This is a genomic window from Pseudomonas sp. I8001, from assembly GCF_013385345.1.
Lineage (GTDB): Bacteria > Pseudomonadota > Gammaproteobacteria > Pseudomonadales > Pseudomonadaceae > Aquipseudomonas.
The window spans coordinates 662,882-684,506 of the sequence record NZ_JACAQC010000007.1 but is presented as its reverse complement, the minus strand read 5'-3'; the positions used below and the strand labels follow the sequence as shown (position 1 = coordinate 684,506).

The 21,625-nt window shown below is 61.4% G+C and carries 20 protein-coding genes; 12 read left to right on the top strand and 8 right to left on the bottom strand.

What is annotated here, in order from left to right:
• Window positions 1–3: 3 nt before the first annotated feature.
• Together choX and HX839_RS07675 are read left to right on the top strand one after the other, a co-directional pair.
• Window positions 4–924 (top strand): choline ABC transporter substrate-binding protein, encoded by a 921-nt coding sequence (choX, locus tag HX839_RS07680; RefSeq protein WP_177022425.1) that lies wholly within the window; start codon window positions 4–6, stop codon window positions 922–924.
• Window positions 925–1,078: 154 nt separating this feature from the next.
• Window positions 1,079–2,647: a SulP family inorganic anion transporter gene (locus tag HX839_RS07675; protein WP_003213628.1), complete on the top strand. Its 1,569-nt coding sequence runs from the start codon at window positions 1,079–1,081 to the stop codon at window positions 2,645–2,647.
• A 114-nt stretch (window positions 2,648–2,761) separates the two neighbouring features.
• Here HX839_RS07675 and aroE read toward each other — a convergent pair whose 3' ends face one another.
• Both aroE and hemF read right to left on the bottom strand, forming a co-directional pair.
• Window positions 2,762–3,580 carry a shikimate dehydrogenase gene (gene aroE / locus HX839_RS07670; RefSeq protein ID WP_003213626.1) on the bottom strand — a complete coding sequence of 273 codons (819 nt, stop codon included), beginning with the start codon at window positions 3,578–3,580 and terminating at the stop codon, window positions 2,762–2,764.
• Entirely contained in the window at window positions 3,580–4,509 is a 930-nt protein-coding gene (hemF, locus tag HX839_RS07665) for an oxygen-dependent coproporphyrinogen oxidase (RefSeq protein ID WP_003213625.1), read from the bottom strand. Before hemF ends, aroE begins: the two co-directional genes overlap by 1 nt.
• A 158-nt stretch (window positions 4,510–4,667) precedes the next feature.
• Here hemF and HX839_RS07660 point away from each other — a divergent pair, with 158 nt between their 5' ends.
• On the top strand, window positions 4,668–5,645 hold the full coding sequence (locus HX839_RS07660) for an NADPH:quinone reductase (protein WP_008439566.1): 978 nt from the start codon (window positions 4,668–4,670) through the stop codon (window positions 5,643–5,645).
• Window positions 5,646–5,784: 139 nt separating this feature from the next.
• Here HX839_RS07660 and HX839_RS07655 read toward each other — a convergent pair whose 3' ends face one another.
• From HX839_RS07655 to HX839_RS07645, 3 genes are all read right to left on the bottom strand, one after another.
• On the bottom strand, window positions 5,785–6,342 hold the full coding sequence (locus HX839_RS07655; RefSeq protein ID WP_003213622.1) for an L-threonylcarbamoyladenylate synthase: 558 nt from the start codon (window positions 6,340–6,342) through the stop codon (window positions 5,785–5,787).
• 54 nt (window positions 6,343–6,396) lie between these two features.
• Window positions 6,397–7,491: a DNA-processing protein DprA gene (gene dprA, locus HX839_RS07650; protein ID WP_003213620.1), complete on the bottom strand. Its 1,095-nt coding sequence runs from the start codon at window positions 7,489–7,491 to the stop codon at window positions 6,397–6,399.
• Window positions 7,492–7,554: 63 nt separating this feature from the next.
• Window positions 7,555–8,343: a peptidoglycan-binding protein gene (locus HX839_RS07645; protein ID WP_177066917.1), complete on the bottom strand. Its 789-nt coding sequence runs from the start codon at window positions 8,341–8,343 to the stop codon at window positions 7,555–7,557.
• A 150-nt stretch (window positions 8,344–8,493) separates the two neighbouring features.
• Here HX839_RS07645 and def point away from each other — a divergent pair, with 150 nt between their 5' ends.
• Genes def through HX839_RS07620 form a run of 5 tightly spaced genes read left to right on the top strand, consistent with a single transcriptional unit; the run spans window position 8,494 to window position 13,050 of the window.
• The gene (gene def / locus HX839_RS07640; RefSeq protein ID WP_003213617.1) at window positions 8,494–9,000 is read left to right on the top strand and encodes a peptide deformylase; all 507 of its coding nucleotides are present in this window, start codon (window positions 8,494–8,496) and stop codon (window positions 8,998–9,000) included.
• 57 nt (window positions 9,001–9,057) lie between these two features.
• Window positions 9,058–10,017: a methionyl-tRNA formyltransferase gene (gene fmt, locus HX839_RS07635; RefSeq protein WP_177066916.1), complete on the top strand. Its 960-nt coding sequence runs from the start codon at window positions 9,058–9,060 to the stop codon at window positions 10,015–10,017.
• Entirely contained in the window at window positions 10,014–11,324 is a 1,311-nt protein-coding gene (rsmB, locus tag HX839_RS07630; RefSeq protein ID WP_177066915.1) for a 16S rRNA (cytosine(967)-C(5))-methyltransferase RsmB, read from the top strand. The genes fmt and rsmB overlap by 4 nt, the downstream gene beginning before the upstream one ends.
• Window positions 11,325–11,346: 22 nt before the next feature.
• Window positions 11,347–12,720, top strand: coding sequence for a Trk system potassium transporter TrkA (gene trkA, locus HX839_RS07625; protein ID WP_003213611.1), 1,374 nt, complete (start codon window positions 11,347–11,349; stop codon window positions 12,718–12,720).
• 18 nt (window positions 12,721–12,738) lie between these two features.
• On the top strand, window positions 12,739–13,050 hold the full coding sequence (locus HX839_RS07620) for a lipopolysaccharide assembly protein LapB (RefSeq protein WP_003213608.1): 312 nt from the start codon (window positions 12,739–12,741) through the stop codon (window positions 13,048–13,050).
• 134 nt (window positions 13,051–13,184) lie between these two features.
• Here the strand turns inward: HX839_RS07620 and HX839_RS07615 are convergent, their stop codons facing one another.
• Together HX839_RS07615 and HX839_RS07610 are read right to left on the bottom strand one after the other, a co-directional pair.
• Window positions 13,185–14,072, bottom strand: coding sequence for a lysophospholipid acyltransferase (locus HX839_RS07615; protein ID WP_003213605.1), 888 nt, complete (start codon window positions 14,070–14,072; stop codon window positions 13,185–13,187).
• Between the two features lie 40 nt (window positions 14,073–14,112).
• Window positions 14,113–14,670 (bottom strand): DNA-3-methyladenine glycosylase I, encoded by a 558-nt coding sequence (locus HX839_RS07610; protein ID WP_177066914.1) that lies wholly within the window; start codon window positions 14,668–14,670, stop codon window positions 14,113–14,115.
• Window positions 14,671–14,751: 81 nt separating this feature from the next.
• On the opposite strand from HX839_RS07610, the gene glyQ reads away from it, so the two are divergent.
• The 4 genes from glyQ (at window position 14,752) to HX839_RS07590 (ending at window position 19,150) form a co-directional block, all read left to right on the top strand.
• On the top strand, window positions 14,752–15,705 hold the full coding sequence (gene glyQ, locus HX839_RS07605; RefSeq protein WP_003213601.1) for a glycine--tRNA ligase subunit alpha: 954 nt from the start codon (window positions 14,752–14,754) through the stop codon (window positions 15,703–15,705).
• The gene (glyS, locus tag HX839_RS07600) at window positions 15,702–17,756 is read left to right on the top strand and encodes a glycine--tRNA ligase subunit beta (RefSeq protein ID WP_003213599.1); all 2,055 of its coding nucleotides are present in this window, start codon (window positions 15,702–15,704) and stop codon (window positions 17,754–17,756) included. Before glyQ ends, glyS begins: the two co-directional genes overlap by 4 nt.
• A gap of 2 nt (window positions 17,757–17,758) precedes the next feature.
• A complete protein-coding gene (gmhB, locus tag HX839_RS07595; RefSeq protein ID WP_166742131.1) occupies window positions 17,759–18,295 on the top strand; it encodes a D-glycero-beta-D-manno-heptose 1,7-bisphosphate 7-phosphatase in 537 nt (178 codons plus the stop codon).
• Window positions 18,296–18,379: 84 nt separating this feature from the next.
• Window positions 18,380–19,150 (top strand): 1-acyl-sn-glycerol-3-phosphate acyltransferase, encoded by a 771-nt coding sequence (locus HX839_RS07590; RefSeq protein WP_177009015.1) that lies wholly within the window; start codon window positions 18,380–18,382, stop codon window positions 19,148–19,150.
• A 180-nt stretch (window positions 19,151–19,330) separates the two neighbouring features.
• On the opposite strand, the gene HX839_RS07585 is transcribed toward HX839_RS07590, so the two are convergent.
• Window positions 19,331–21,622: a CHASE2 domain-containing protein gene (locus HX839_RS07585; protein ID WP_177066913.1), complete on the bottom strand. Its 2,292-nt coding sequence runs from the start codon at window positions 21,620–21,622 to the stop codon at window positions 19,331–19,333.
• Between the last annotated feature and the right edge of the window lie 3 nt (window positions 21,623–21,625).

The window sequence follows — 21,625 nt, the reverse complement described above, 5'->3', positions numbered from 1 at the left end:
GCCATGCAAAAGTTATCCACCGTGTTGAGCGTTGCGCTGCTGGCATTGAGCAGTGCCGGCGTCTACGCGGACACCAGCTGCGACACCGTGAAGATGGCCGATCCGGGCTGGAGCGATATCGCCGCCACCAATGCCATTACCGGTTTCCTGTTGAACGGCATGGGCTACAAGGCCAAGGTCGACACCCTTGCGGTGCCGATCACCTTTGGCGGGCTCAAGGACGGCCAGGTGGACGTGTTCCTGGGTAACTGGATGCCGGCGCAGCAGGGCTTCTACGACAAGTTCGTGGCCAATGGCGATGTGGTGCAACTGGCGAAGAACCTCGACGGCACCGAGTTCACCCTGGCCGTGCCGGACTATGTCTGGGACGCCGGGGTGCATGACTTTGCCGACCTGAACAAGTTTGCCGACAAGTTCGACAAGAAGATCTACGGCATCGGTTCGGGTGCGCCGGCGAATCTCTCGTTGCAGGAAATCATCAAGAAGAACGACTTTGACCTGGGCCAGTGGAAGCTGATCGAGTCCAGTGAACAGGCGATGCTGGCCGAAGTGTCCCGGGCGGTGAAGAAGCAGAAGTTCGTGACCTTCCTCGGCTGGACGCCGCACCCGATGAACGTGCAGTTGAAGATGCATTACCTCAAGGGTGGGGAGAAGTACTTTGGTGACACCGGCAGCGTGTATACGTTGACCCGCAAGGGCTATGCACAGGCGTGCCCGAATGTGGGGAAATTGCTGACCAACCTGAGTTTCACCCAGGAGATGGAGAACGCCATCATGGCTGAAGTGGTGAACAAGAAGCTCAGTAATGCGGACGCGGCGAAGGCGTGGATCAAGGCGAACCCGGCGGTGCTGGACAAGTGGCTGGACGGGGTTAAAACCGTGGACGGCCAGGATGCGCTGGCCGCTGTAAAAGCCAAACTCTGATGCACTGATCGTTCCCACGCTCTGCGTGGGAACGCATCCGGTGACGCTGCGCGTCACGACTCAAGAGCGTCCAGGACGGCATTCCCATGCAGAGCGTGGGAACGATCATCATGAGCCTGATACTCTGATTCAAACCTCTTCAACCGAGTTTCCAATGCCCTGGCCCAACCGCCATACACTCTTCCCCTTCCTCAGCTGGCTCCCGCGCCAAACCCGCGCCAGCGTCGGAAGGGACGCGGTCGTCGGCCTGAGCGGTGCAGTCCTGGCATTACCCCAGTCCATTGCCTACGCGCTGATCGCCGGGCTTCCACCGGAGTATGGCCTGTACGCCGCGATCATCCCGGTATTGATCGCCTGCTTGTGGGGCTCTTCCTGGCACCTGATCTGCGGCCCCACGGCAGCCATCTCTATCGTGCTGTACGCCAGCGTCAGCCCGTTGGCCGTGCCCGGCTCCCAGGACTACATCACACTCATCCTGTTGCTGACATTCCTGGCCGGCGTCTTCCAATGGCTGTTGGGCATGCTGCGCTTCGGCGCCCTGGTGAATTTCGTCTCGCATTCAGTGGTGCTCGGCTTCACCCTCGGCGCTGCGGTGGTGATCGCCCTGGGCCAACTGCCCAACCTGCTGGGGCTGGACCTGCCCAGCCAGGCCACGGCGATCAACAGTCTGCTGGCGCTGATCAACCATGCCGGGGAGTGGAATCGTCCTTCACTGGTGCTCGGGCTCGGCACCTTGCTGGTGGGGGTGCTGCTGAAACTCTGGGTACCGCGCTGGCCAACCCTGTTGATCGCACTGGCCCTGGGCAGCCTCATCCCGTGGCTGTGGCCGACGATGTTCGGGGAGGTGGCGCGGGTCAGTTCATTTGTCGGCAAGCTGCCACCGTTCAGCCCGCTGCCGATGGACCTGGACATGGTCCTGCGCCTGCTGCCGAGTGCCGTGGCGGTGGGCATGCTGGGGCTGGTGACCAGCCTGTCGATTGCGCGCTCACTGTCGGCCCGCTCCCAACAATTGCTCGATGCAAATCAGGAAGTGCGCGCCCAGGGTTTATCCAACATCGTCGGTGGATTTTTCTCGGGGTACTTGTCGGCGGGTTCCTTCACACGGTCGGGCCTGAGTTATGAGGCAGGCGCCTGTTCGCCGCTGGCGGGAGTGTTTTCCGCGTTGTGGGTGGCGTTGTTCGCGCTGTTCGGTGCGGCATTGATTGCGCATATCCCGATCCCGAGCATGGCCGCCAGCATCCTGCTGATTTGCTGGGGGTTGGTCGACCATCGTGGTATTCGGGCGCTGTTCCGGGTCAGCCGCGCAGAGTTCGTGGTGATGAGCCTGACCTGCATCGCCACGCTGTTGCTGGAGTTGCAAACGGCCATTTACGCCGGGGTGCTGGCGTCGCTGTTTTTCTACCTCAAGCGCACCTCACAGCCGCGGGTCCAGCAATGGCGTGACGGAGAGGACGATGTGCTGCGAGTCGGCGGGTCGATCTTTTTTGGCGCCAGCCATTACCTGCAAGTACGGCTGCAAAGCCTGCACGGCCAGCGGGTGGTGATCGAGGCGCAGCAGATCAACTTCATCGACTATTCCGGGGTGGAGATGCTGCACCAGGAAGCGCGCCGATTGAATGGAGTGGGGCGCAGCCTGGCGTTGCGCAAGGCCCGGCCGCAGGTGGTGGAAGAGCTGAAGAAACTGGAAGGGGCCGACCAATGCCCCATCCATTTCGAAGACTGAATGCGGTTAAAACTGTGGGAGCGGGCTTGCTCGCGAATGCGGTGTGACAGTCGCCGTATGTATCGACTGATCCACCGCATTCGCGAGCAAGCCCGCTCCCACATTTGGATTGCGTCAGGCCAGTTGGCTACGCAATTCAGCCAGCACCGGCGCGGAGTCCGGTCGAACGCCGCGCCACAGGAAGAACGCTTCCGCGGCCTGTTCCACCAGCATCCCCAGGCCATCCATTGCCACCGCCGCGCCCTGCTCACCGGCCCAGCGGCAGAAAGCCGTAGGCTCTTTGCCGTACATCATGTCGTAGCAAAAAGTCTTTCCGGGTTCGATCAGGCTGCCGGCAATCGGCGGTACATCGCCTGACAGGCTGGCGGACGTGGCATTGATGATCAGATCCACCGGTTCACGCAGCCAGTCGAAACCGCTGGCGGACACCGGGCCGAGATCGTCGAACAGCTCGGCGAGCAATTCGGCTTTTTCCACGGTGCGATTGGCAATGATCAGCGAAGCCGGCTGCTCAGCCAGCAATGGCTCCAACGCGCCGCGCACCGCACCACCGGCGCCCAGCAGCAGGATGCGTTTGCCTTGCAGGCTGAACCCGGCATTCACCGTCAAATCCCGCACCAGGCCGGCGCCGTCGGTGTTGTCTCCCAACAGGCTGCCATCGCCGAGCTTGCTCAGGGTATTCACCGCGCCGGCCCGTTGGGCGCGTTCGGTCAGGGTATTGGCCAGGCGGTAGGCCTCTTCCTTGAACGGTACGGTGACGTTGGCGCCACGGCCTTGTGCGAAAAATGCTTTTGCACAGCCGGTGAAATCCTCCAACGGCGCGAGCAAGGTGCTGTAGTCCAGTTGCTCGCCGGTCTGTTCGGCGAACAGACGGTGAATCAGCGGCGACTTGCTGTGGCCGATGGGGTTGCCGAAGACGACATAACGATCCATCAGACCGCTGCCTTGGGCAGCACACCCAGCCAGTCGCGGTCTTGCAGGAAGTAGTCGGTTAGGCGCGCTTCTTCGCTGTCGGGGGCGGCTTTCCAGTCATAGCTCCAGCGCACTTGGGGTGGCAGCGACATCAGGATCGACTCGGTACGCCCGCCCGATTGCAGGCCAAACAAAGTGCCGCGGTCGTAGACCAGGTTGAACTCGACGTAGCGGCCACGGCGGAATTCCTGGAATTCGCGCTGCTGCTCGGTATAGGCCATGGCCTTGCGGCGCTGGACGATTGGCAGGTAGGCGTCGATGTAGGCGTCGCCGATGGCGCGCATGAAGGCGAAGCTGGTGTCGAAGTCCCACTCGTTCAAATCATCGAAGAACAAACCGCCGATGCCCCGCGGTTCGTTGCGGTGCTTGATGTGGAAGTAGGTGTCGCACCAGGCCTTGTAGCGCGAGTACACGTCCGGGCCAAACGGCGCGCAGGCCTGTTCGGCGACGCGGTGCCAGTGGATGCAGTCTTCTTCGTTGCCGTAGTAGGGCGTCAGGTCGAAGCCGCCGCCAAACCACCACACCGGCTCTTCGCCTTCTTTTTCAGCGATGAAAAAACGCACATTGGCGTGGGAAGTCGGCACATGCGGGTTGTGCGGGTGGATCACCAGCGACACGCCGAGGGCTTCAAAACCGCGACCGGCCAATTCCGGGCGATGGGCACTGGCGGACGGTGGGAGGCCGCTGCCAAACACGTGGGAAAAGTTAACGCCGCCTTTCTCGATTACCGAACCGTTTTCGATCACACGGGTGCGACCGCCGCCGCCGGCAGGCCGGGTCCAGGCGTCTTCGATGAAGCGAGTGTCCGTCTCGAAGGTTTCCAGGGCGCTGCAAATGCGGTCTTGCAGGTCAAGCAGGTAGGCTTTGACAGCCTCGGTGCGGGTAGTCATGACATCACCTTGAATCGGGCAACGCTACACGAGGCCATTGGGCATCGGCGGCAAATGGGCGCACAGGATACCACTGCACCCACTGCTGCCACAGTTGACGAAGATCAAGCTTAGGAGTCCGATAGGGGGCTACGCGAAATGACTTAAGGAGAGTGCAGATGGCCAAACGTATCCAGTTCCGTGCCCATGGCGGCCCCGAAGTGCTTGAGTATGTGGACTACACCCCGGCAGAACCCGGCCCGCAGCAGGTTCGCGTGCAGAACAAGGCCATTGGCCTGAACTTCATCGACACCTATTTCCGCAGCGGCCTGTATGCACCACCGGCCTTGCCGTCGGGCCTGGGCGCGGAAGGGGCCGGCGTGGTTGATGCGGTGGGCAGCGAAGTCACTCAATTCAAGGTCGGCGATCGCGTGGCCTACGGCAGCGGCCCGCTGGGCGCCTACAGCGAATTGCATGTGTTGCCGGCTGCCAACCTGGTGCACCTGCCGGACGACATCAGCTTCGAACAGGCCGCCGGCGCGATGCTCAAGGGCCTGACGGTGCAGTACCTGTTGCGCCAGACCTATGAGTTGAAGGGCGGCGAAACCATTCTGTTCCACGCCGCTGCCGGTGGCGTCGGCTCCCTGGCTTGCCAATGGGCCAAGGCCTTGGGCGTGAAGCTGATCGGTACCGTGAGTTCGCCGGAAAAAGCGGCGCTGGCCAAATCCCTCGGCGCCTGGGAAACCATCGACTACAGCAAGGAAAATGTCGCACAACGCGTGCTGGAACTGACTGACGGCAAGAAGTGCCCAGTGGTGTACGACGGCGTAGGCAAGGACACCTGGCTCACATCCTTGGACAGCGTCGCGCCACGCGGGCTGGTGGTGAGTTTCGGTAATGCTTCGGGGGCGGTGGATGGGGTCAACCTGGGGATTCTGGCGGCCAAGGGCTCGCTGTATGTGACCCGGCCGACATTGGCGACCTATGCCAACAACCCGGAAAACCTGCAGGCGATGGCGGATGATCTGTTTTCGATGATCATCAGCGGGAAGCTGCAGATTGATATTAACCAACGGTTTTCGTTGGGGGATGCGGCGAAGGCTCAGGCAGAGTTGTCGGCGCGGCGCACGACTGGGTCGACCATTCTGTTGCCTTAGGGCTTTAGTTCTCTGGGGCCTGTAAGGGCCTCATCGCGGGCAAGCCCGGCTCCCACTGGTTCTGCGGTGAACATAAATTTTGTGTTCGCTGCAGATCAGTGTGGGAGCCGGGCTTGCCCGCGATGGCCGCGACTCGGTCTTAAGACGGCCGCACAACCTCACCCGTCGCCAGATCCCGAATCAGACTCGGGTTCTTGCGCCCACCCAGATTCCCCCCCAATACCAGATCCACCTGCCCGCGGAAGTACTGCTCCACACGAATCCGCGTGCGCGCCGCCGGGCGGCCCTGCGGGTTGGCCGAGGTGGAAATCAGTGGCCCGACCAGCGAGCACAGATCCCGCACTTGCGGATGATCAGTCACCCGCAACGCCACCGTGTCATGCACCCCGGTAATCCACTCGGGCAGCAAGTCCTGATGGGGCACCAGCCACGTATTCGGACCAGGCCAGGTACTGGCCATGCGGTCCATCCACTCATCGGGAAAGTCTTCGAAGAGAAAATCGAACTGACGGATATTGTCGGCAATCAGGATCAGCCCCTTATCCACAGACCGGCCCTTGATCGCCAGCAACCGATCCACCGCTTCTTCGTTCCAAGGGTCACAGCCCAGGCCCCAGACCGCCTCAGTTGGATAGGCAATCACTGCGCCTGCGCGAATTTCTCGTGCGGCTTCTCGCACACGCCACCTGTTGACCATTACTCACTCTCCGGACTAAAGCTCTGCGCAGTTTACCGATCTTCGTTACAAAACCTAGCCGCGCGCAAGCCAGCGCCCGCTTTCGCAGATCACCCGGCCTTCCAGTTCCAGCTCCGTCAGGCTGGCCAGCACCTCGGACAAGGCCCTGCCGCTGGCAATCGCCAGGGCTTCACTGGTGTGGGGTGCCGCGTGCAACAGCGCCACCAGCGGATGATTGACCGCAATCGGCGCCGGGCGGGAGAGGGCCTGCCAGCCACGCAGGTTTTCGAGAATGTGTTCGATGGTTTCCACCAGCACCGCGCCATCGCGGATCAGTTGATGGCAGCCTTTGGCCCCGGGGTGATGGATGGAGCCGGGGATGGCGTATACCTCGCGCCCTTGCTCCGCCGCCAGCCGAGCGGTGATCAGCGAACCGCTGGCCATGCTGGCCTCCACCACCAGTACCCCAAGCGACAGGCCACTGATAATACGGTTGCGGCGCGGGAAGTTGCCGGCCTGGGGCGCGGCGTCCAACGGAAACTCGGAAACAACGGCGCTGCCTTGGGCAATCATCGCCTCGGCCAAGCGTCGATGGCGCTGTGGATAAAAATTTTCGAGCCCGGTGCCCAGCACGCCGATTGTATGTCCTCCAACATCCAAAGCCGCCTGGTGAGCAGCACCGTCGATACCCAGGGCAAGGCCACTGGTGATGACAAAACCGGCACTCGCCAGGCTGCGGGAAAACGCGGCGGCGGTATCCATTCCTGGCCTGGAGGCGCGACGGCTGCCGACCATCGCCAGCTGCGGTTTCTCCAGAATCGCCGGGTTGCCGGCGACGAATAATAGCGGGGGTGCGTCATCCAATTCTGCAAGCAATGCCGGGTAGTCGGGTTGGTCCCACATCAGCAAATGCTGGGCCGGACGCTCCAACCAGGCCAATGCCGCACTGGCGCCATCACGTACTTCCTCGCAACGCCGGGCATCGGCGCTGGCCACCTTGAGCCCCAGGGAGCGCCAGGCACTGGCCGGTGCGCTGATGGCTTTTGACGCAGAACCAAAGGCCTCGATAAGTTTTTTAAAGCCCTTGGGACCCAGTTCCGGCAGCCTGTGCAAGCGTAGTCGGGCTTCCAGTTCTGCCGGGGAAATTTCACGGTCATTCGTCGGTAACATTTGATCGTCCTTGATCGGAACAAGCTGTGGATAACTCTGTTGGTAACTTATTTAGCAACCTAATTATTGTCTTCGTTCAGGCGCCTCAAAACGGTCCATTACCGCCAGCGAACGCGACGCGCTGAGCACCAGGCCGTAGCTGAGCTTTTCGTAGGTACGGAACACCAATAGCGTCCCAGCCGGCTCGTCGGGCATCTTCACCGGAGCACCGGTCACTCGGTCCCGAACGGTTTCCCCGGTTTTCACCACGGCCAGCAAATGGCCTTCCGTCAGGCCGTCACGACGGCCCTTGTTCAGCGTCACCGCGTCCAGCACGCCGATCTGCGTCACGCCCCGTGGCACGTCGATGATGTGTCCGGCAGTGGCGCGAGCAGGCATCTGAATCACCAGGCTGGCCAGGTCGGTGGGCGCTTGCTGGCTGAGCAATCGGTCGCCGGGCCGCACTTCCTGGGTGACGCGCTGCACACCCAACGTGCTGACATCGCCCGCCGTCACAAAACGTGCGGTGCCAATGTCGTCGACGTTGATACCCAGCAATTCCTGGCTTTGCGGGTCGGTATAGGCCTTGCCGCGACGGAAGATCCCGTAGCTTTCGACTGCAGGGTCCAGGGCACCTCGCGCATAAATACGCTCGCCATCGGCGCCCAATACTCGTCCGGCATCTGCTGCAACAATATAGGGAGCGTGCTCCAGTTCCTGGGGGGTATCGAGAATGCGGTTGTGCAGTAAAAAGCGCTGGATGGCCTGCTGCGTATGAAGCGGCAACGGTTGGCCGGGCTGTGGATAGCTCTTGGGAACCTGGGCAATAACGGCCTGGGCCCACAGCAGCAAGACGAGTAGCGATTTCCTCATGGGGTGAATCTCCTTTATTATGTGCATTCGCGTGAAACGCCTTGGCCTTCGCGGCTTTCGGACGTTTTCCCACGGCACTTATCCCGGCACATCAAGGGTCCATCCCCGGCGCCGACTTGCCTTTACCTCACATGTGCAGCAATTACGCTTATGGCTATTTTGAACATCCTCGAATTTCCGGACTCACGCCTGCGCACCATCGCCAAGCCAGTGGCCGTAGTGGACGCCAAGGTTCGTCAGTTGGTCGATGACATGTTTGAAACAATGTATGAAGCCCCGGGTATCGGCCTCGCCGCGACCCAGGTCGACGTGCATCAGCGCGTCGTGGTCATGGACCTGTCCGAAGACCGCAGCGAGCCCCTGGTGTTTATCAACCCTGAGTTCGAAACCCTGACCGACGAGATGGGCCAGTACCAGGAAGGCTGCCTGTCGGTGCCCGACTTCTACGAGAACGTCGACCGTCCCCAGCGCGTCAAGATCAAGGCCCTGGACCGTGACGGCAAGCCGTTCGAGATGATTGCCGAAGGCCTGCTGGCGGTGTGCATCCAACACGAGTGCGACCACCTCAACGGCAAGCTGTTTGTCGATTACCTGTCCACGCTTAAACGCGACCGGATCAAGAAGAAGCTGGAAAAGAAGCATCGCCAGCAAGCTTGATTCCCTTCTTTCAAAGGCTTGCTCCGGCAAGCCTTTTTCTTTTGTGAGACGTTTCCCATGACCGAGCCACTGCGCATCGTTTTTGCCGGCACCCCCGAATTCGCCGCTGAACACCTCAAGGCCCTGCTCGCCAGCCCTTATGAAATCGTGGCGGTCTACACCCAGCCCGATCGCCCGGCCGGTCGTGGGCAAAAACTGATGCCCAGCCCGGTCAAGCAGCTGGCACTGGAAAACAACATTGTGGTGCTGCAGCCGCCGACCCTGCGCAACGCCGATGCCCAGGCCGAACTGGCTGCGCTGAAGCCAGACCTGCTGGTGGTGGTGGCCTACGGCTTGATCCTGCCCCAAGCTGTGCTGGATATCCCGCGCCTGGGCTGCATCAACAGTCACGCCTCGCTGCTGCCTCGCTGGCGTGGCGCGGCACCGATCCAGCGTGCCGTCGAAGCCGGTGATACGCAAAGCGGGGTGACCGTGATGCGCATGGAAGCAGGCCTGGACACCGGGCCGATGCTGCTGAAAGTCACCACCCCGATCACCGGGCAAGACACCGGCGGCAGCCTGCATGATCGCCTCGCCGAAATGGGCCCGCCGGCTGTCGTCCAGGCCATCGCAGGCCTGGCTGCCGGCACTCTGCAAGGTGAAGTGCAGGACGACAGCCTCGCCACCTACGCCCACAAATTGAACAAGGATGAAGCCCGCATCGACTGGAGCCGCCCGGCCGTTGAGCTGGAGCGTCTGGTGCGTGCCTTCAACCCGTGGCCGATCTGCCACAGCACGCTCAATGGCGAGGCCTTGAAAGTACTGGCCGCCACCCTGGCCGAAGGCAAGGGCGCCCCCGGCGAGATCATCGGCGCCAGCAAGGACGGCCTGTTGGTAGCGTGCGGTGAACAGGCGCTGTGTCTGACCCGTCTGCAATTGCCCGGCGGCAAGGCGCTGAACTTCAGCGATTTGTTCAACAGCCGCCGTGAGAAATTTGCCGTTGGCATCGTCCTCGGCCAAGCGGTGGACGCGCAATGAACCCACGTCTGGGCGCCGCCAAGGCCCTGGCCGCCGTGCTCAACGGCAAGGCTTCCCTCAATAGTTCGTTGCCGACCCAACTGGATAAAGTCGAAGACCGCGATCGCGGCTTTACCCAGGACCTGGCCTTCGGTACCGCCCGCTGGCAGCCACGTTTATCGGCGCTGGCGGCCAAGCTGCTGCAAAAGCCGTTCAAGGCGGCGGACGCCGATGTCGAGGCGCTGCTGCTGGTGGGCCTGTATCAACTGCTCTACACCCGCGTACCGGCCCACGCGGCCATCGGCGAAACCGTCGGTTGCGCCGACAAGCTGAAAAAGCCTTGGGCCAAGGCCCTGCTCAACGCCGTGCTGCGCCGCGCCCAGCGCGAAAGCGAAGCGCTGCTGGCCGAGCTGGAACATGACCCGGTGGTGCGCACCGCCCACCCGCGCTGGCTGCAAAAATCCCTGAAGGCGTTCTGGCCCGAGCAGTGGGAAGCCATCTGCGCAGCCAACAACGCGCACCCGCCGATGATCCTGCGGGTCAATCGCCGTCATCACACCCGCGACGCTTATCTCACATTGCTTGGCGAAGCCGGTGTAGCGGCCACGGCCTGCGTCTACAGCCAGGACGGCATCGTTCTTACAGAACCGGGCGATGTACGTAACCTGCCCGGGTTCGCCGAAGGCTGGATCAGCGTGCAGGACGAAGCCGCTCAACTGGCCGCCGACCTGCTGGACCTGGCCCCGGGCCAACGCGTACTGGACGCCTGTTGCGCCCCCGGCGGCAAGACCTGCCACATCATGGAAGTGCAAGCAGACCTGGCCGGTGTCGTCGCCGTCGACCTGGAAGCCAAGCGCCTGGTGCGTGTGCGGGAAAACCTCGCCCGCCTGGGCCTCAGCGCCGAGCTGATCGCCGCTGACGGCCGCGACACCGCCACCTGGTGGGACGGCAAGCCGTTCCAGCGCATCCTGCTGGACGCACCGTGCTCCGCCACCGGCGTGATCCGCCGCCACCCGGACATAAAGCTGACCCGCCAACCCGACGACATCGCCGCCCTGGCCGTGCTGCAAGGCGAGTTGCTGGACGCGTTGTGGCCGACCCTCGAAGTAGGCGGCATCCTGCTATACGCCACCTGCTCGACGCTGCCTACCGAAAACACTGAAGTCATCGAAGCCTTCCTTGCTCGCACCAGCGGCGCACGGGAACTGGACCTCGACATCCAGGCCGGGATCAAGCAGCCTCATGGCCGCCAGTTGCTGGCCCAGGAAGGCGGCCACGACGGGTTCTATTACGCCAAGCTGATCAAGATTGCCGCCGCTCGCGGCTGAATGGTTTTAAGGGAGTGACCGGATGAAAATCATCATCCTCGGCGCAGGGCAGGTTGGCGGTACGCTGGCCGAGCATTTGGCCAGCGAAGCCAACGATATCACCGTGGTCGACACCGACGCGGAGCGCCTGCGGGATTTGGGCGACCGTTTGGACATCCGTACCGTACAAGGCCGCGCCTCGTTTCCTACAGTGCTGCGCCAGGCCGGTGCCGACGATGCCGACATGCTGGTGGCAGTCACCAACAGTGACGAGACGAACATGGTTGCCTGCCAGGTCGCCCACACCCTGTTTCACACTCCGACCAAGATCGCCCGAGTGCGTGAGGCCGCGTACCTGACCCGCGCCGGACTGTTCGACAACGACGCGATCCCGGTCGATGTGCTGATCAGCCCGGAACAGGTGGTGACCCATTACATCAAGCGCCTGATCGAACACCCGGGCGCCTTGCAGGTGATCGACTTCGCCGAAGGCAAGGCACAGCTGGTGGCGGTCAAGGCCTACTACGGCGGGCCGTTGGTGGGCCAGCAACTGCGCCAGCTGCGCGAGCACATGCCCAACGTCGAGACGCGGGTGGCGGCGATCTTCCGTCGCGACCGGCCGATCCTGCCCCAGGGCGATACGGTGATCGAGGCTGACGACGAGGTGTTTTTCATCGCCGCCAAAGCGAACATTCGCGCGGTGATGAGCGAAATGCGCCGTCTGGATGAGACCTATAAACGCATCGTCATCGCCGGCGGCGGGCAGATCGGTGAGCGCTTGGCCGAGGCCATCGAAAGCCGCTACCAGGTGAAGATCATCGAGATGAATCCGGCACGCTGCCGGTATTTGTCCGACACCCTCGACAGCACCGTGGTCCTGCAGGGCAGCGCCTCGGATCGTGATCTGCTGCTGGAAGAAAACATCGCCGACGCCGATATCTTCCTGGCCCTGACCAACGATGACGAAGCCAACATCATGTCGTCGTTGCTGGCCAAGCGGCTGGGGGCGAAGAAGGTGATGACCATCATCAACAACCCGGCCTACGTCGACCTGATCCAGGGCGGCGATATCGACATCGCCATCAGCCCGCAACTGGCGACCATCGGCACCTTGCTGGCCCACGTGCGCCGCGGCGATATCGTCAGTGTGCACTCGTTGCGCCGGGGTGCGGCGGAAGCCATCGAGGCGATTGCCCACGGTGATTCAAAATCGAGCAAGGTGATTGGCAAGGCGATCCGCGATATCGGCCTGCCGCCGGGCACCACCATTGGTGCAATCATTCGCGATGAAGAAGTGATCATCGCCCACGACGACACGGTGATCGCCACGGGCGACCACGTGATTCTGTTCCTTGTGGATAAAAAACATATCCGCGATGTGGAGAAGCTGTTCCACGTGGGCCTGAGCTTTTTCTGATCAAACGGAGTGACCGACATGCTCGAATCCCTGGAAAAAATGCTCGCCAAGGGCGTGGATAACTCACTGCTGCGGTTTGGTTTGGGCAAGGGTTATCTTGATCTGAAGGACAACGCCAAGGCGGCCGAGCATTTGCAGAAATGCGTCGAGTTCGACCCGAAGTATTCGGCGGCGTGGAAGCTGTTGGGCAAGGCGCAGCTGGGGCAGGGTGATAACGCTGCAGCGCGGTTAGCTTGGGAGAAGGGTATTGAAGCGGCCCTGGCACATGGCGACAAGCAGGCCGAAAAGGAAATGACCGTATTCCTGAAGAAACTCGACCGCCAAGCTTAAGCAGAACCCAATGTGGGAGCGGGCTTGCTCGCGAAGGCGTCGTGTCAGTCACCGAATTTGTGTCTGATACACCGCCTTCGCGAGCAAGCCCGCTCCCACATTTTGTTTTGTGCCAACCTTGAGTCAGCCGTACATCAATACCACCGCGCCTCACCCGGCGGGCGTTTCTTGAAGCGTTTCATGCTCCACATGTACTGGCTCGGGTAAGCCCCCACATAGCGCTCCACCACCTTGCTCATCGCCGCACACGAAGTGGCGGTGTCGGTGCTGTACATGTCTTCCGGCGCCGCTTCCAGGATCACTTTGTAGCCCGAGCCATCCGGCAGCCGCAGGGCATGCAGGAACACCCCGACCGCCTTGTGCCCCGCCAGCATGTTCGGCACGAACTTGCTGGTCAGCGCCTGGGTGGCGAAGAACGGCACGAAGATCCCGGCCGATTCCGCCGGCTCCGGATCCGCAGGAATCCCCACCTGGCCGCCTTTGCGCACTTCCTTGATGACGCTGAGGATGCCTTCCTTGGTGGACGCCGCCACGCGGTTACCCAGTTGCACCCGCTGTTTGCGCAGCAAGTCATCCACCGCCTTGAGCTTCGGCGGGCGGTAGAAAATGATCGGTTTACACTGGCTGCAATAGAAGTGGTTCAACACTTCCCAGTTGCCCAGGTGGCTGGTGATGCCGACCACGCCTTTGCCCGAAGCCAGGGCTTCGTGCAGCACTTCCAGGCCTTCGACCTCGCGCACCAGGTCGATGGAACGCTGGGCCGGCCAGATCCAGGCGCAGGCGCTTTCGGTCAGGGACTTGCCGATGTCCATCAGGCTGCGTCCAACGAGACGCTCGCGCTCGGCCGGATCCATGTCCGGGAAGCATTTGGACAGGTTGATCCGCACCGTCTCACGGGAACGGTTGGGGGTTTTCCACATGATCCAGCCAATTGCCGAACCGACCGCTTGCACCGCGCGCCAGGGCAGCAGGGCAAACAACCGAAGAGCGCCTACCAGCAAGGCGCCTTTAAACTTTTCCACAGGTCACTCCTGATCGTGTGTGGTGCGCAAAGCCGCCATTCTAACCGGCGTTGGCGAGGTCCGCGTAACGGTCGCAGTCCTGAGTGTGGTCCATGACCATGCCCGAGGCCTGCATGAACGCGTAGCAGATGGTCGGCCCGACGAAGGTGAAGCCGGATTTTTTCAAGGCTTTGCTCATGGCCTCAGCCTCCGGCGTAATGGCCGGGACCTGGCTGCGGTCCTTGAAATGATTGACCTTGGGCACGCCGCCCACAAACGACCACAGAAACTCCACGGGGTCCTGCAGCGCCAGCCAGGCGGCGGCATTGCGCCGGGTGGCATTGAGTTTCAGGCGGTTACGCACGATGCCCGAATCGAGCATCAGCGCTTCGATCTCGGCATCGCTCAGTTGGGCCAGACGCTGCGCATCAAAGCCGAACAAGACCTTTCGATAATGCTCGCGTTTGCGTAAAACGGTGATCCAGGACAGGCCCGCCTGGAACCCTTCGAGCAAAAGCAACTCGAACAGTCCCTGCGCATCGCGCAGCGGCGTTCCCCACTCCTGATCGTGATAAGCCATGTACAGCGGATCTTCAGAACACCAAAAGCAGCGTGGCATAAGGCTCCAGGGGATGGTGGCGCGGCCGAATCGGGTATACTCCCGCTCTTTAAATCGCAGCCCAAGTAACAGGTGAATTTCGTGAGCCAGCCTACGCCAGCCGTGCGTACCTTCCAAGACTTGATCCTCGCCCTCCAGCAATACTGGGCCGAGCAAGGTTGTGTGGTACTTCAGCCCTACGATATGGAAGTAGGCGCCGGCACTTTCCACACCGCTACCTTCCTGCGGGCCATCGGCCCGGAAACCTGGAACGCCGCTTATGTGCAGCCCAGTCGTCGCCCGACTGACGGCCGCTACGGCGAAAACCCGAACCGCCTGCAGCACTACTACCAGTTCCAGGTGGTTCTGAAGCCAAACCCGGACAACTTCCAGGAGCTGTACCTGGGCTCGTTGAAACATGTCGGCCTGGACCCGCTGGTCCACGACATCCGTTTCGTCGAAGACAACTGGGAATCGCCAACCCTGGGCGCCTGGGGCCTGGGCTGGGAAGTCTGGCTCAACGGCATGGAAGTGACGCAGTTCACTTACTTCCAGCAAGCCGGCGGCATCGAGTGCTACCCGGTGACCGGCGAGATCACCTACGGTCTCGAGCGCCTGGCCATGTACCTGCAAGGCGTGGACTCGGTCTACGACCTGGTGTGGGCTGACGGCCCGTTCGGCAAGGTGACCTACGGCGACGTGTTCCACCAGAACGAAGTGGAGCAGTCGACCTACAACTTCGAACACGCGAACGTCGAGAAGCTGTTCGAACTGTTCGACTTCTATGAAAGCGAAGCCAAGCGCCTGATCGAACTGGATCAGCCGCTGCCGTTGCCAAGCTATGAAATGGTTCTGAAGGCATCCCACACCTTCAACCTGCTGGACGCCCGTCGTGCCATCTCGGTAACTGCGCGCCAGCAATACATCCTGCGTGTACGCACCCTGGCGCGTTCCGTCGCCCAAGCCTACCTGTTGGCTCGCGCCAAGCTGGGCTTCCCGATGGCCACCCCGGACCTGCGTGATGAAGTGTTGGCTAAGCTGGAGGCTGCACAATGAGTGCTCAAGATTTCCTGGTTGAACTGGGCACCGAAGAGCTGCCACCCAAGGCACTGAATACCCTGGCCGACGCATTCCTGGCCGGTATCGAAAAAGGCCTGCAAACCGCTGGCCTGAAGTTCGCCGCAAAAAAAGTCTACGCCGCGCCGCGCCGACTGGCTGTGTTGCTCACCGCACTGGAAACCCAGCAGCCGGACCGCAGCATCAACCTCGACGGCCCGCCACGCCAGGCCGCCTTCGATGCTGAAGGCAACCCGACTCAAGCCGCCCTTGGTTTTGCCAAGAAGTGTGGCGTCGAGCTGAGCGAAATCGACCAGAGTGGCCCGAAGCTGCGTTTCAGCCAGGTCATCACCGGCAAGCCGACCGCCAGCCTGTTGCCGACCATCGTTGAAGACTCGCTGAACGACCTGCCGATTCCCAAGCGCATGCGCTGGGGTGCCCGCAAGGAAGAGTTCGTGCGCCCGACCCAATGGCTGGTGATGCTGCTCGGTGACCAGGTCATCGACTGCACCATCCTCGCCCAGAAGGCCGGCCGTGATTCACGTGGCCACCGCTTCCACCATCCTGAAGCCGTGCGAATCACCGCGCCCGCCAACTACCTCAATGACCTGCGTGCAGCCTATGTGCTGGCGGATGCCAATGAGCGCCGCGAGCTGATCAGCAAGCGTACCGAAGAGCTGGCCCGCCTGCAGGAAGGCACCGCCATCGTGCCGCCAAGCCTGCTGGACGAAGTGACCGCTTTGGTTGAATGGCCAGTGCCGCTGGTGTGCTCGTTCGAGGAGCGTTTCCTCGACGTGCCGCAGGAAGCGCTGATCACCACCATGCAGGACAACCAGAAGTATTTCTGCCTGCTGGACGTCGACGGCAAGCTGCTGCCGCGCTTCATCACCGTGGCCAACATCGAGAGCAAGGACCCGCAGCAGATCATCGCCGGTAACGAAAAAGTCGTTCGCCCGCGCCTGACTGACGCCGAGTTCTTCTTCAAGCAAGACAAGAAGCAGAAGCTCGAAGACTTCAACCTGCGCCTGCAGAACGTGGTGTTCCAGGAAAAACTCGGCAGCGTATACGACAAGGCCGTACGGGTTTCCAAGCTGGCGGCCTACATCGCGCCACGCATTGGTGGCGATGCTGCCTGGGCTGCGCGTGCCGGCCTGCTGTCCAAGTGCGACCTGGCCACCGAGATGGTCGGCGAGTTCCCGGAGATGCAAGGTGTTGCCGGTTACTACTACGCCCTGAATGATGGCGAGCCGCAAGACGTCGCCCTCGCGCTGAACGAGCAGTACATGCCGCGCGGTGCCGGCGCCGAGCTGCCGACCACCCTCACCGGTGCGGCCGTGGCCATCGCTGACAAGCTGGATACCCTCGTCGGTATCTTCGGTATCGGCATGTTGCCTACCGGCAGCAAAGACCCGTATGCGCTGCGCCGTGCGGCCCTGGGCGTGCTGCGCATCCTGATCGACAAGAAGCTCGACCTCGACCTGACCCAGGCCGTGGTGTTTGCGGTTGGCCAGTTCGGTGCCAAGGTCAAGCAAGCGGGCCTGGCCGAGCAAGTGCTGGAGTTCGTGTTCGACCGTCTGCGTGCGCGTTACGAAGACGAAGGCGTGGATGTTTCGGTGTACCTGTCGGTACGTGCCCTGCAACCAGGTTCGGCGCTGGACTTCGACCAGCGTGTGCAGGCCGTACAGGCCTTCCGCAAGCTGCCGGAAGCCGGTGCCCTGGCCGCCGTGAACAAGCGTGTGTCGAACCTGCTGAGCAAGGCCGACAACCTCGGCAATGCCGAAGTCGACCCGGGCCTGTTTGCCGATGCCAAGGAGTTCTCGCTGAACTCGGCCATCGCCAAGGCAGAAAATGCAGTGAAGCCGCTGATCGCCGAACGCAACTACGCCGAAGCCTTGGCGCGCCTGGCCACGTTGCGTGAGCCGGTGGATGCGTTCTTCGAAGCGGTGATGATCAATGCCGAAGACGCGGGCGTGCGGAAAAACCGCTACGCCATGCTGGCGCGCCTGCGCGGCCTGTTCATCAATATCGCTGACATTTCCGTACTGAGCTGACCATGTTGAAACTGCTGATTCTCGATCGGGACGGAGTGATCAATTACGACTCCGACGCTTACATCAAATCGGTGGCGGAATGGATTCCACTGCCCGGCTCGATCGAGGCCATCGCGCAGTTGAGTAAAGCGGGCTGGACGGTGGCCATCGCCACCAACCAGTCCGGCATCGCCCGCGGCTACTACGACATCGCCACCCTCGACGCCATGCACGCGCGCCTGCGCACGCTGGTGGCCGAGCAGGGCGGTGAAGTAGGGCTGGTGGTGTATTGCCCGCACGGCCCGGATGAAGGCTGCGATTGCCGCAAGCCCAAACCGGGTATGCTTAAAACTATTGCTGAACATTACAACGTGCCGTTGGCTGGGCTATGGTTTGTCGGGGACAGCCTCGGTGACCTGGAAGCCGCCAAAGCCGTCGACTCTCAGCCAGTTTTGGTAAAAACCGGGAAAGGCGAAAAGACCCAGGCTAAAACCCTGCCGGTAGGTACTTTGATTTTTGACGATCTGGCGGCGGTTGCCGCAGAACTTATCAACAACTAGCAGCCCTTCTGACTTCCTGACCAAGGACTGTTCGGGAGCGCGCTTTTAACAGGCGGGCGTTGTCCCGCAACGGTAAATGCCGCCATGTCGATTTTGCAGGCCATCAGAACCTTCTTCTTTTACCTGCTGTTGGGCACCAGCTCTTTTCTCTGGTGCACCCTGAGCTTTTTTATCGCGCCTTTCCTGCCGTTCAAGGCGCGCTATCGTTTCATCAACGTCTTTTGGTGCAACTGCGCGCTGTGGTTGACCAAGGTGTTCCTGAACATTCGTTTCGAGATCAGGGGCGCCGAAAACGTCCCGGACCAGCCTTGTGTGATTCTGTCGAACCACCAGAGCACCTGGGAAACCTTTTTCCTGTCTGCGTATTTCTCGCCCCTGAGCCAAGTGCTCAAGCGTGAGCTGCTATACGTACCATTCTTCGGCTGGGCCATGGCCATGCTGCGACCGATCGCCATCGACCGCGACAACCCCAAGGCCGCACTCAAGCATGTGGCCAAGAAGGGCGATGAGCTGTTGAAGGATGGGGTTTGGGTGCTGATCTTCCCTGAAGGCACACGCGTGCCCTACGGCACTGTGGGCAAGTTCTCACGTGGCGGTACGGCCCTGGCGGTGAACGCCGGGCTGCCGGTGCTGCCAATTGCCCACAATGCCGGCAAGTTCTGGCCAAAGACCGGCTGGGCCAAGCGTGAAGGCACCATCACTGTAATCATTGGCGAGCCCATGTATGCCGAGGGCGAAGGCCCACGTGCCATTGCAGCGCTGAACGACCGTGCCCAGGCATGGAATGAAGCGCAACAAAGGGCCATGGGTTCGTTGCCGCCGGAGCCGGTTGTGGTCGACACGCCGGTGATTTGAGTTTCTGTGGATAACCTGTGTACGGTTTGTTGGCGAATTGCGCTTTTTAGCTTATAGGCTGCTGATTTACTTACATATTTCCCAAGCTCATAAAACGGCGGAAAAGGTGCATAAGTTTTTTCCGCATTAAAAAACCGGTCCTTGAGACCGGTTTTTTATGCACAGGTGAAAAGCCGCGATTCAGTCTCGCCACAATGGCAGTTGAAGGATGAAGGTCGTACCTTTATCCACCTCGCTCTCGCAGCGAATTCTCCCACCGTGACGATCCACGACGGCCTTGACCATGGTCAGCCCCAACCCCAATCCTTCACTGCCCTGAGCCGAAGCGAAGCGCCGGTATTGAGCGAAGAGTTCGGGCAAATCCTGCGGGGAGATTCCTCGCCCCTGGTCGCTGATACGGCACTGCAAAGCGTCTTCATGGCTGGTCAGGCTTAACGTAACGGTGGTGCCCGATGGGCTGTATTTCACCGCATTTTCCAACAGGTTGAACAAGGCGCGGGTCAGCAGCGATTGGTCTGCCCACACCGTTTCTTCGCCGTCTTCATCCAGGTGATGGACCAGGCGAATGCCTTTCAACTGGGCGTGCACTGCGACTTGATCAAATGCGTCGAGCACCAACATGGCGAACAGGCTGGGCTGGAATTGGTAGCCATCGGATTCGGCTTTCGCCAGCTGCACGAATGATTCGGTCAGGTTCAGGGCACGGCGGACTTGTTGTTCGATCTGCGCAAATATCGGCGCGGCGGTGTCCTGAACATCCAACAGGGCCAGGATCGCCGAATGCGGCGCACGCAAGTCATGGGACAGAAAGCGCAGCAGGGTCTCCCGTTGCTGCTGGGCATCACGCTCAATGCTCAGGTCTGTGAGGCTCAGCAGCCAGCCCAGGGCCACGTCACCGTCTGCGGGCAGCAGCGGCGCCAGGTCGAGGCGCAGGCTGCGGTCAAGGGTGTCGCGGAACTCGACAATCTCCAGCGTCGACAGGGCAGGGCGAACACCGTCCTGCAGCGGTGGATAACCTAATGTGGCGAGCTGATCCAAGAGGTTTTCGGCCACCAGTTCATTGCCGAACACATCGCGGGCAATTCGATTGGCCAGCAGGACGTTGCCCTTGGGATCGGTAATCAAGGTTGCTACAGGCAAACATTCCAGCCCATCGGCCATGAAGCGACGAGTGTCCCGGGTACGGCTGACCGCTTGTTCGAGGGCGAAGATTCGTCCCTGCAATACATCACCCTGGCTGGCGGGCGCTCGACGGCGCTCCGGGAGCACTTTGGGTTCGTTGTCCAGGCGTGCCAGTTCCCAGCCGAAGTAGGCCAGGATCACGCTCAGGCGCCGCCAGTTCCAGATCAGATAGCTGAGCAACATGCCAACCAGACTTGCTGCCGGCGACCACCAATGGCCCAGGCGCAACAGGCCCCAAGAACCCAGAAGCGCAGCCCCCATGCAACCGAGGGTCAGCCACAGTGCATAACGCGGTCGAAACAGCAGAAGGCCCAACAGCACCGCGACCATCGCGGTGGCCAGTAGCGTCGCCATCCACACGGGCAGATCGACAATACTGCGCCCTTGCAGCAAGCCATTGAGAATATTTGCCTGGATCTCCACGCCCGGGGTGGTGCCGACACTGGCCGAAAGCGGCGTGACATAACGGTCGCCCATGCCCGGTGCCGTAGCGCCAATCAGGATCAAGCGGTCGCGCAGCAACTCGGATGGCACCTCCCCGCGCAAGACACTGATATACGGCACGCTGGGAAAGCCAGCATGACTGGCAATAAAAGGAATTCGAATGGCATTTTCCCGCTGCCAGCTGGAGCTTTCCGACGGACCAGGTGCGCCCGGCATTCCGGATCGCTGGCCGCTCAGTTCAAACGCCAGCCAGGCTAACTGCGGTGTCAAATTACCGGGTGGACCTTCACGCAAATACAGGCTTCGAACGATGCCGTCGCTGTCCGCTTCCACGTTGATATGGCCGACGCTACGGGCGCAATCACGCAAGGGCAACACAGGCAGGATTTGCGCCACAGGCTGGCCGTAGCGTGGCGAACCTTCACGAATCAAAGGCAACAGGACGTTGCCAGCGCTGCACATAGCCTCGGCCAGGCGCAGGTCATTGGCTGGCTCCCGGGCGGGCTCGCTGAAGATCACATCAAACAGGATGCCGGCAGGCTTGGCGGCGCTCAGCCGATCAAGCAGGTCGGCATGCACACGTCGGGACCACGGCCATTGGCCGAGCTCCTTCAGGCTTCGGTCGTCGATCGTTACCAGCAGGATGCGTGGATCCACCGATAAAGGCGCCAGCCGGCGGAGGCTGTCATACAGCAGGTTATTGAGGGCCAGGCCAGGGCTCAGGGACAGGAAGGCCGTGATGGGTAATAGCAACAGGCTGACCCACAGCCATTCGCGCACCAGGCCATTGAACAGCCGCTGAGCCTGAGTCGGTTGGCGCTTTTCAGCCCTGTGCCACAGCCTCACCGG

Bases quoted from the DNA above. Each gene is read 5' to 3' on its own strand.
- choX (WP_177022425.1), top strand. From the start codon at position 4: ATGCAAAAGTTATCCACCGTGTTGAGCGTTGCGCTGCTGGCATTGAGC.
- HX839_RS07675 (WP_003213628.1), top strand. From the start codon at position 1,079: ATGCCCTGGCCCAACCGCCATACACTCTTCCCCTTCCTCAGCTGGCTC.
- aroE (WP_003213626.1), bottom strand. From the start codon at position 3,580: ATGGATCGTTATGTCGTCTTCGGCAACCCCATCGGCCACAGCAAGTCG.
- hemF (WP_003213625.1), bottom strand. From the start codon at position 4,509: ATGACTACCCGCACCGAGGCTGTCAAAGCCTACCTGCTTGACCTGCAA.
- HX839_RS07660 (WP_008439566.1), top strand. From the start codon at position 4,668: ATGGCCAAACGTATCCAGTTCCGTGCCCATGGCGGCCCCGAAGTGCTT.
- HX839_RS07655 (WP_003213622.1), bottom strand. From the start codon at position 6,342: ATGGTCAACAGGTGGCGTGTGCGAGAAGCCGCACGAGAAATTCGCGCA.
- dprA (WP_003213620.1), bottom strand. From the start codon at position 7,491: ATGTTACCGACGAATGACCGTGAAATTTCCCCGGCAGAACTGGAAGCC.
- HX839_RS07645 (WP_177066917.1), bottom strand. From the start codon at position 8,343: ATGAGGAAATCGCTACTCGTCTTGCTGCTGTGGGCCCAGGCCGTTATT.
- def (WP_003213617.1), top strand. From the start codon at position 8,494: ATGGCTATTTTGAACATCCTCGAATTTCCGGACTCACGCCTGCGCACC.
- fmt (WP_177066916.1), top strand. From the start codon at position 9,058: ATGACCGAGCCACTGCGCATCGTTTTTGCCGGCACCCCCGAATTCGCC.
- rsmB (WP_177066915.1), top strand. From the start codon at position 10,014: ATGAACCCACGTCTGGGCGCCGCCAAGGCCCTGGCCGCCGTGCTCAAC.
- trkA (WP_003213611.1), top strand. From the start codon at position 11,347: ATGAAAATCATCATCCTCGGCGCAGGGCAGGTTGGCGGTACGCTGGCC.
- HX839_RS07620 (WP_003213608.1), top strand. From the start codon at position 12,739: ATGCTCGAATCCCTGGAAAAAATGCTCGCCAAGGGCGTGGATAACTCA.
- HX839_RS07610 (WP_177066914.1), bottom strand. From the start codon at position 14,670: ATGCCACGCTGCTTTTGGTGTTCTGAAGATCCGCTGTACATGGCTTAT.
- glyS (WP_003213599.1), top strand. From the start codon at position 15,702: ATGAGTGCTCAAGATTTCCTGGTTGAACTGGGCACCGAAGAGCTGCCA.
- gmhB (WP_166742131.1), top strand. From the start codon at position 17,759: ATGTTGAAACTGCTGATTCTCGATCGGGACGGAGTGATCAATTACGAC.
- HX839_RS07590 (WP_177009015.1), top strand. From the start codon at position 18,380: ATGTCGATTTTGCAGGCCATCAGAACCTTCTTCTTTTACCTGCTGTTG.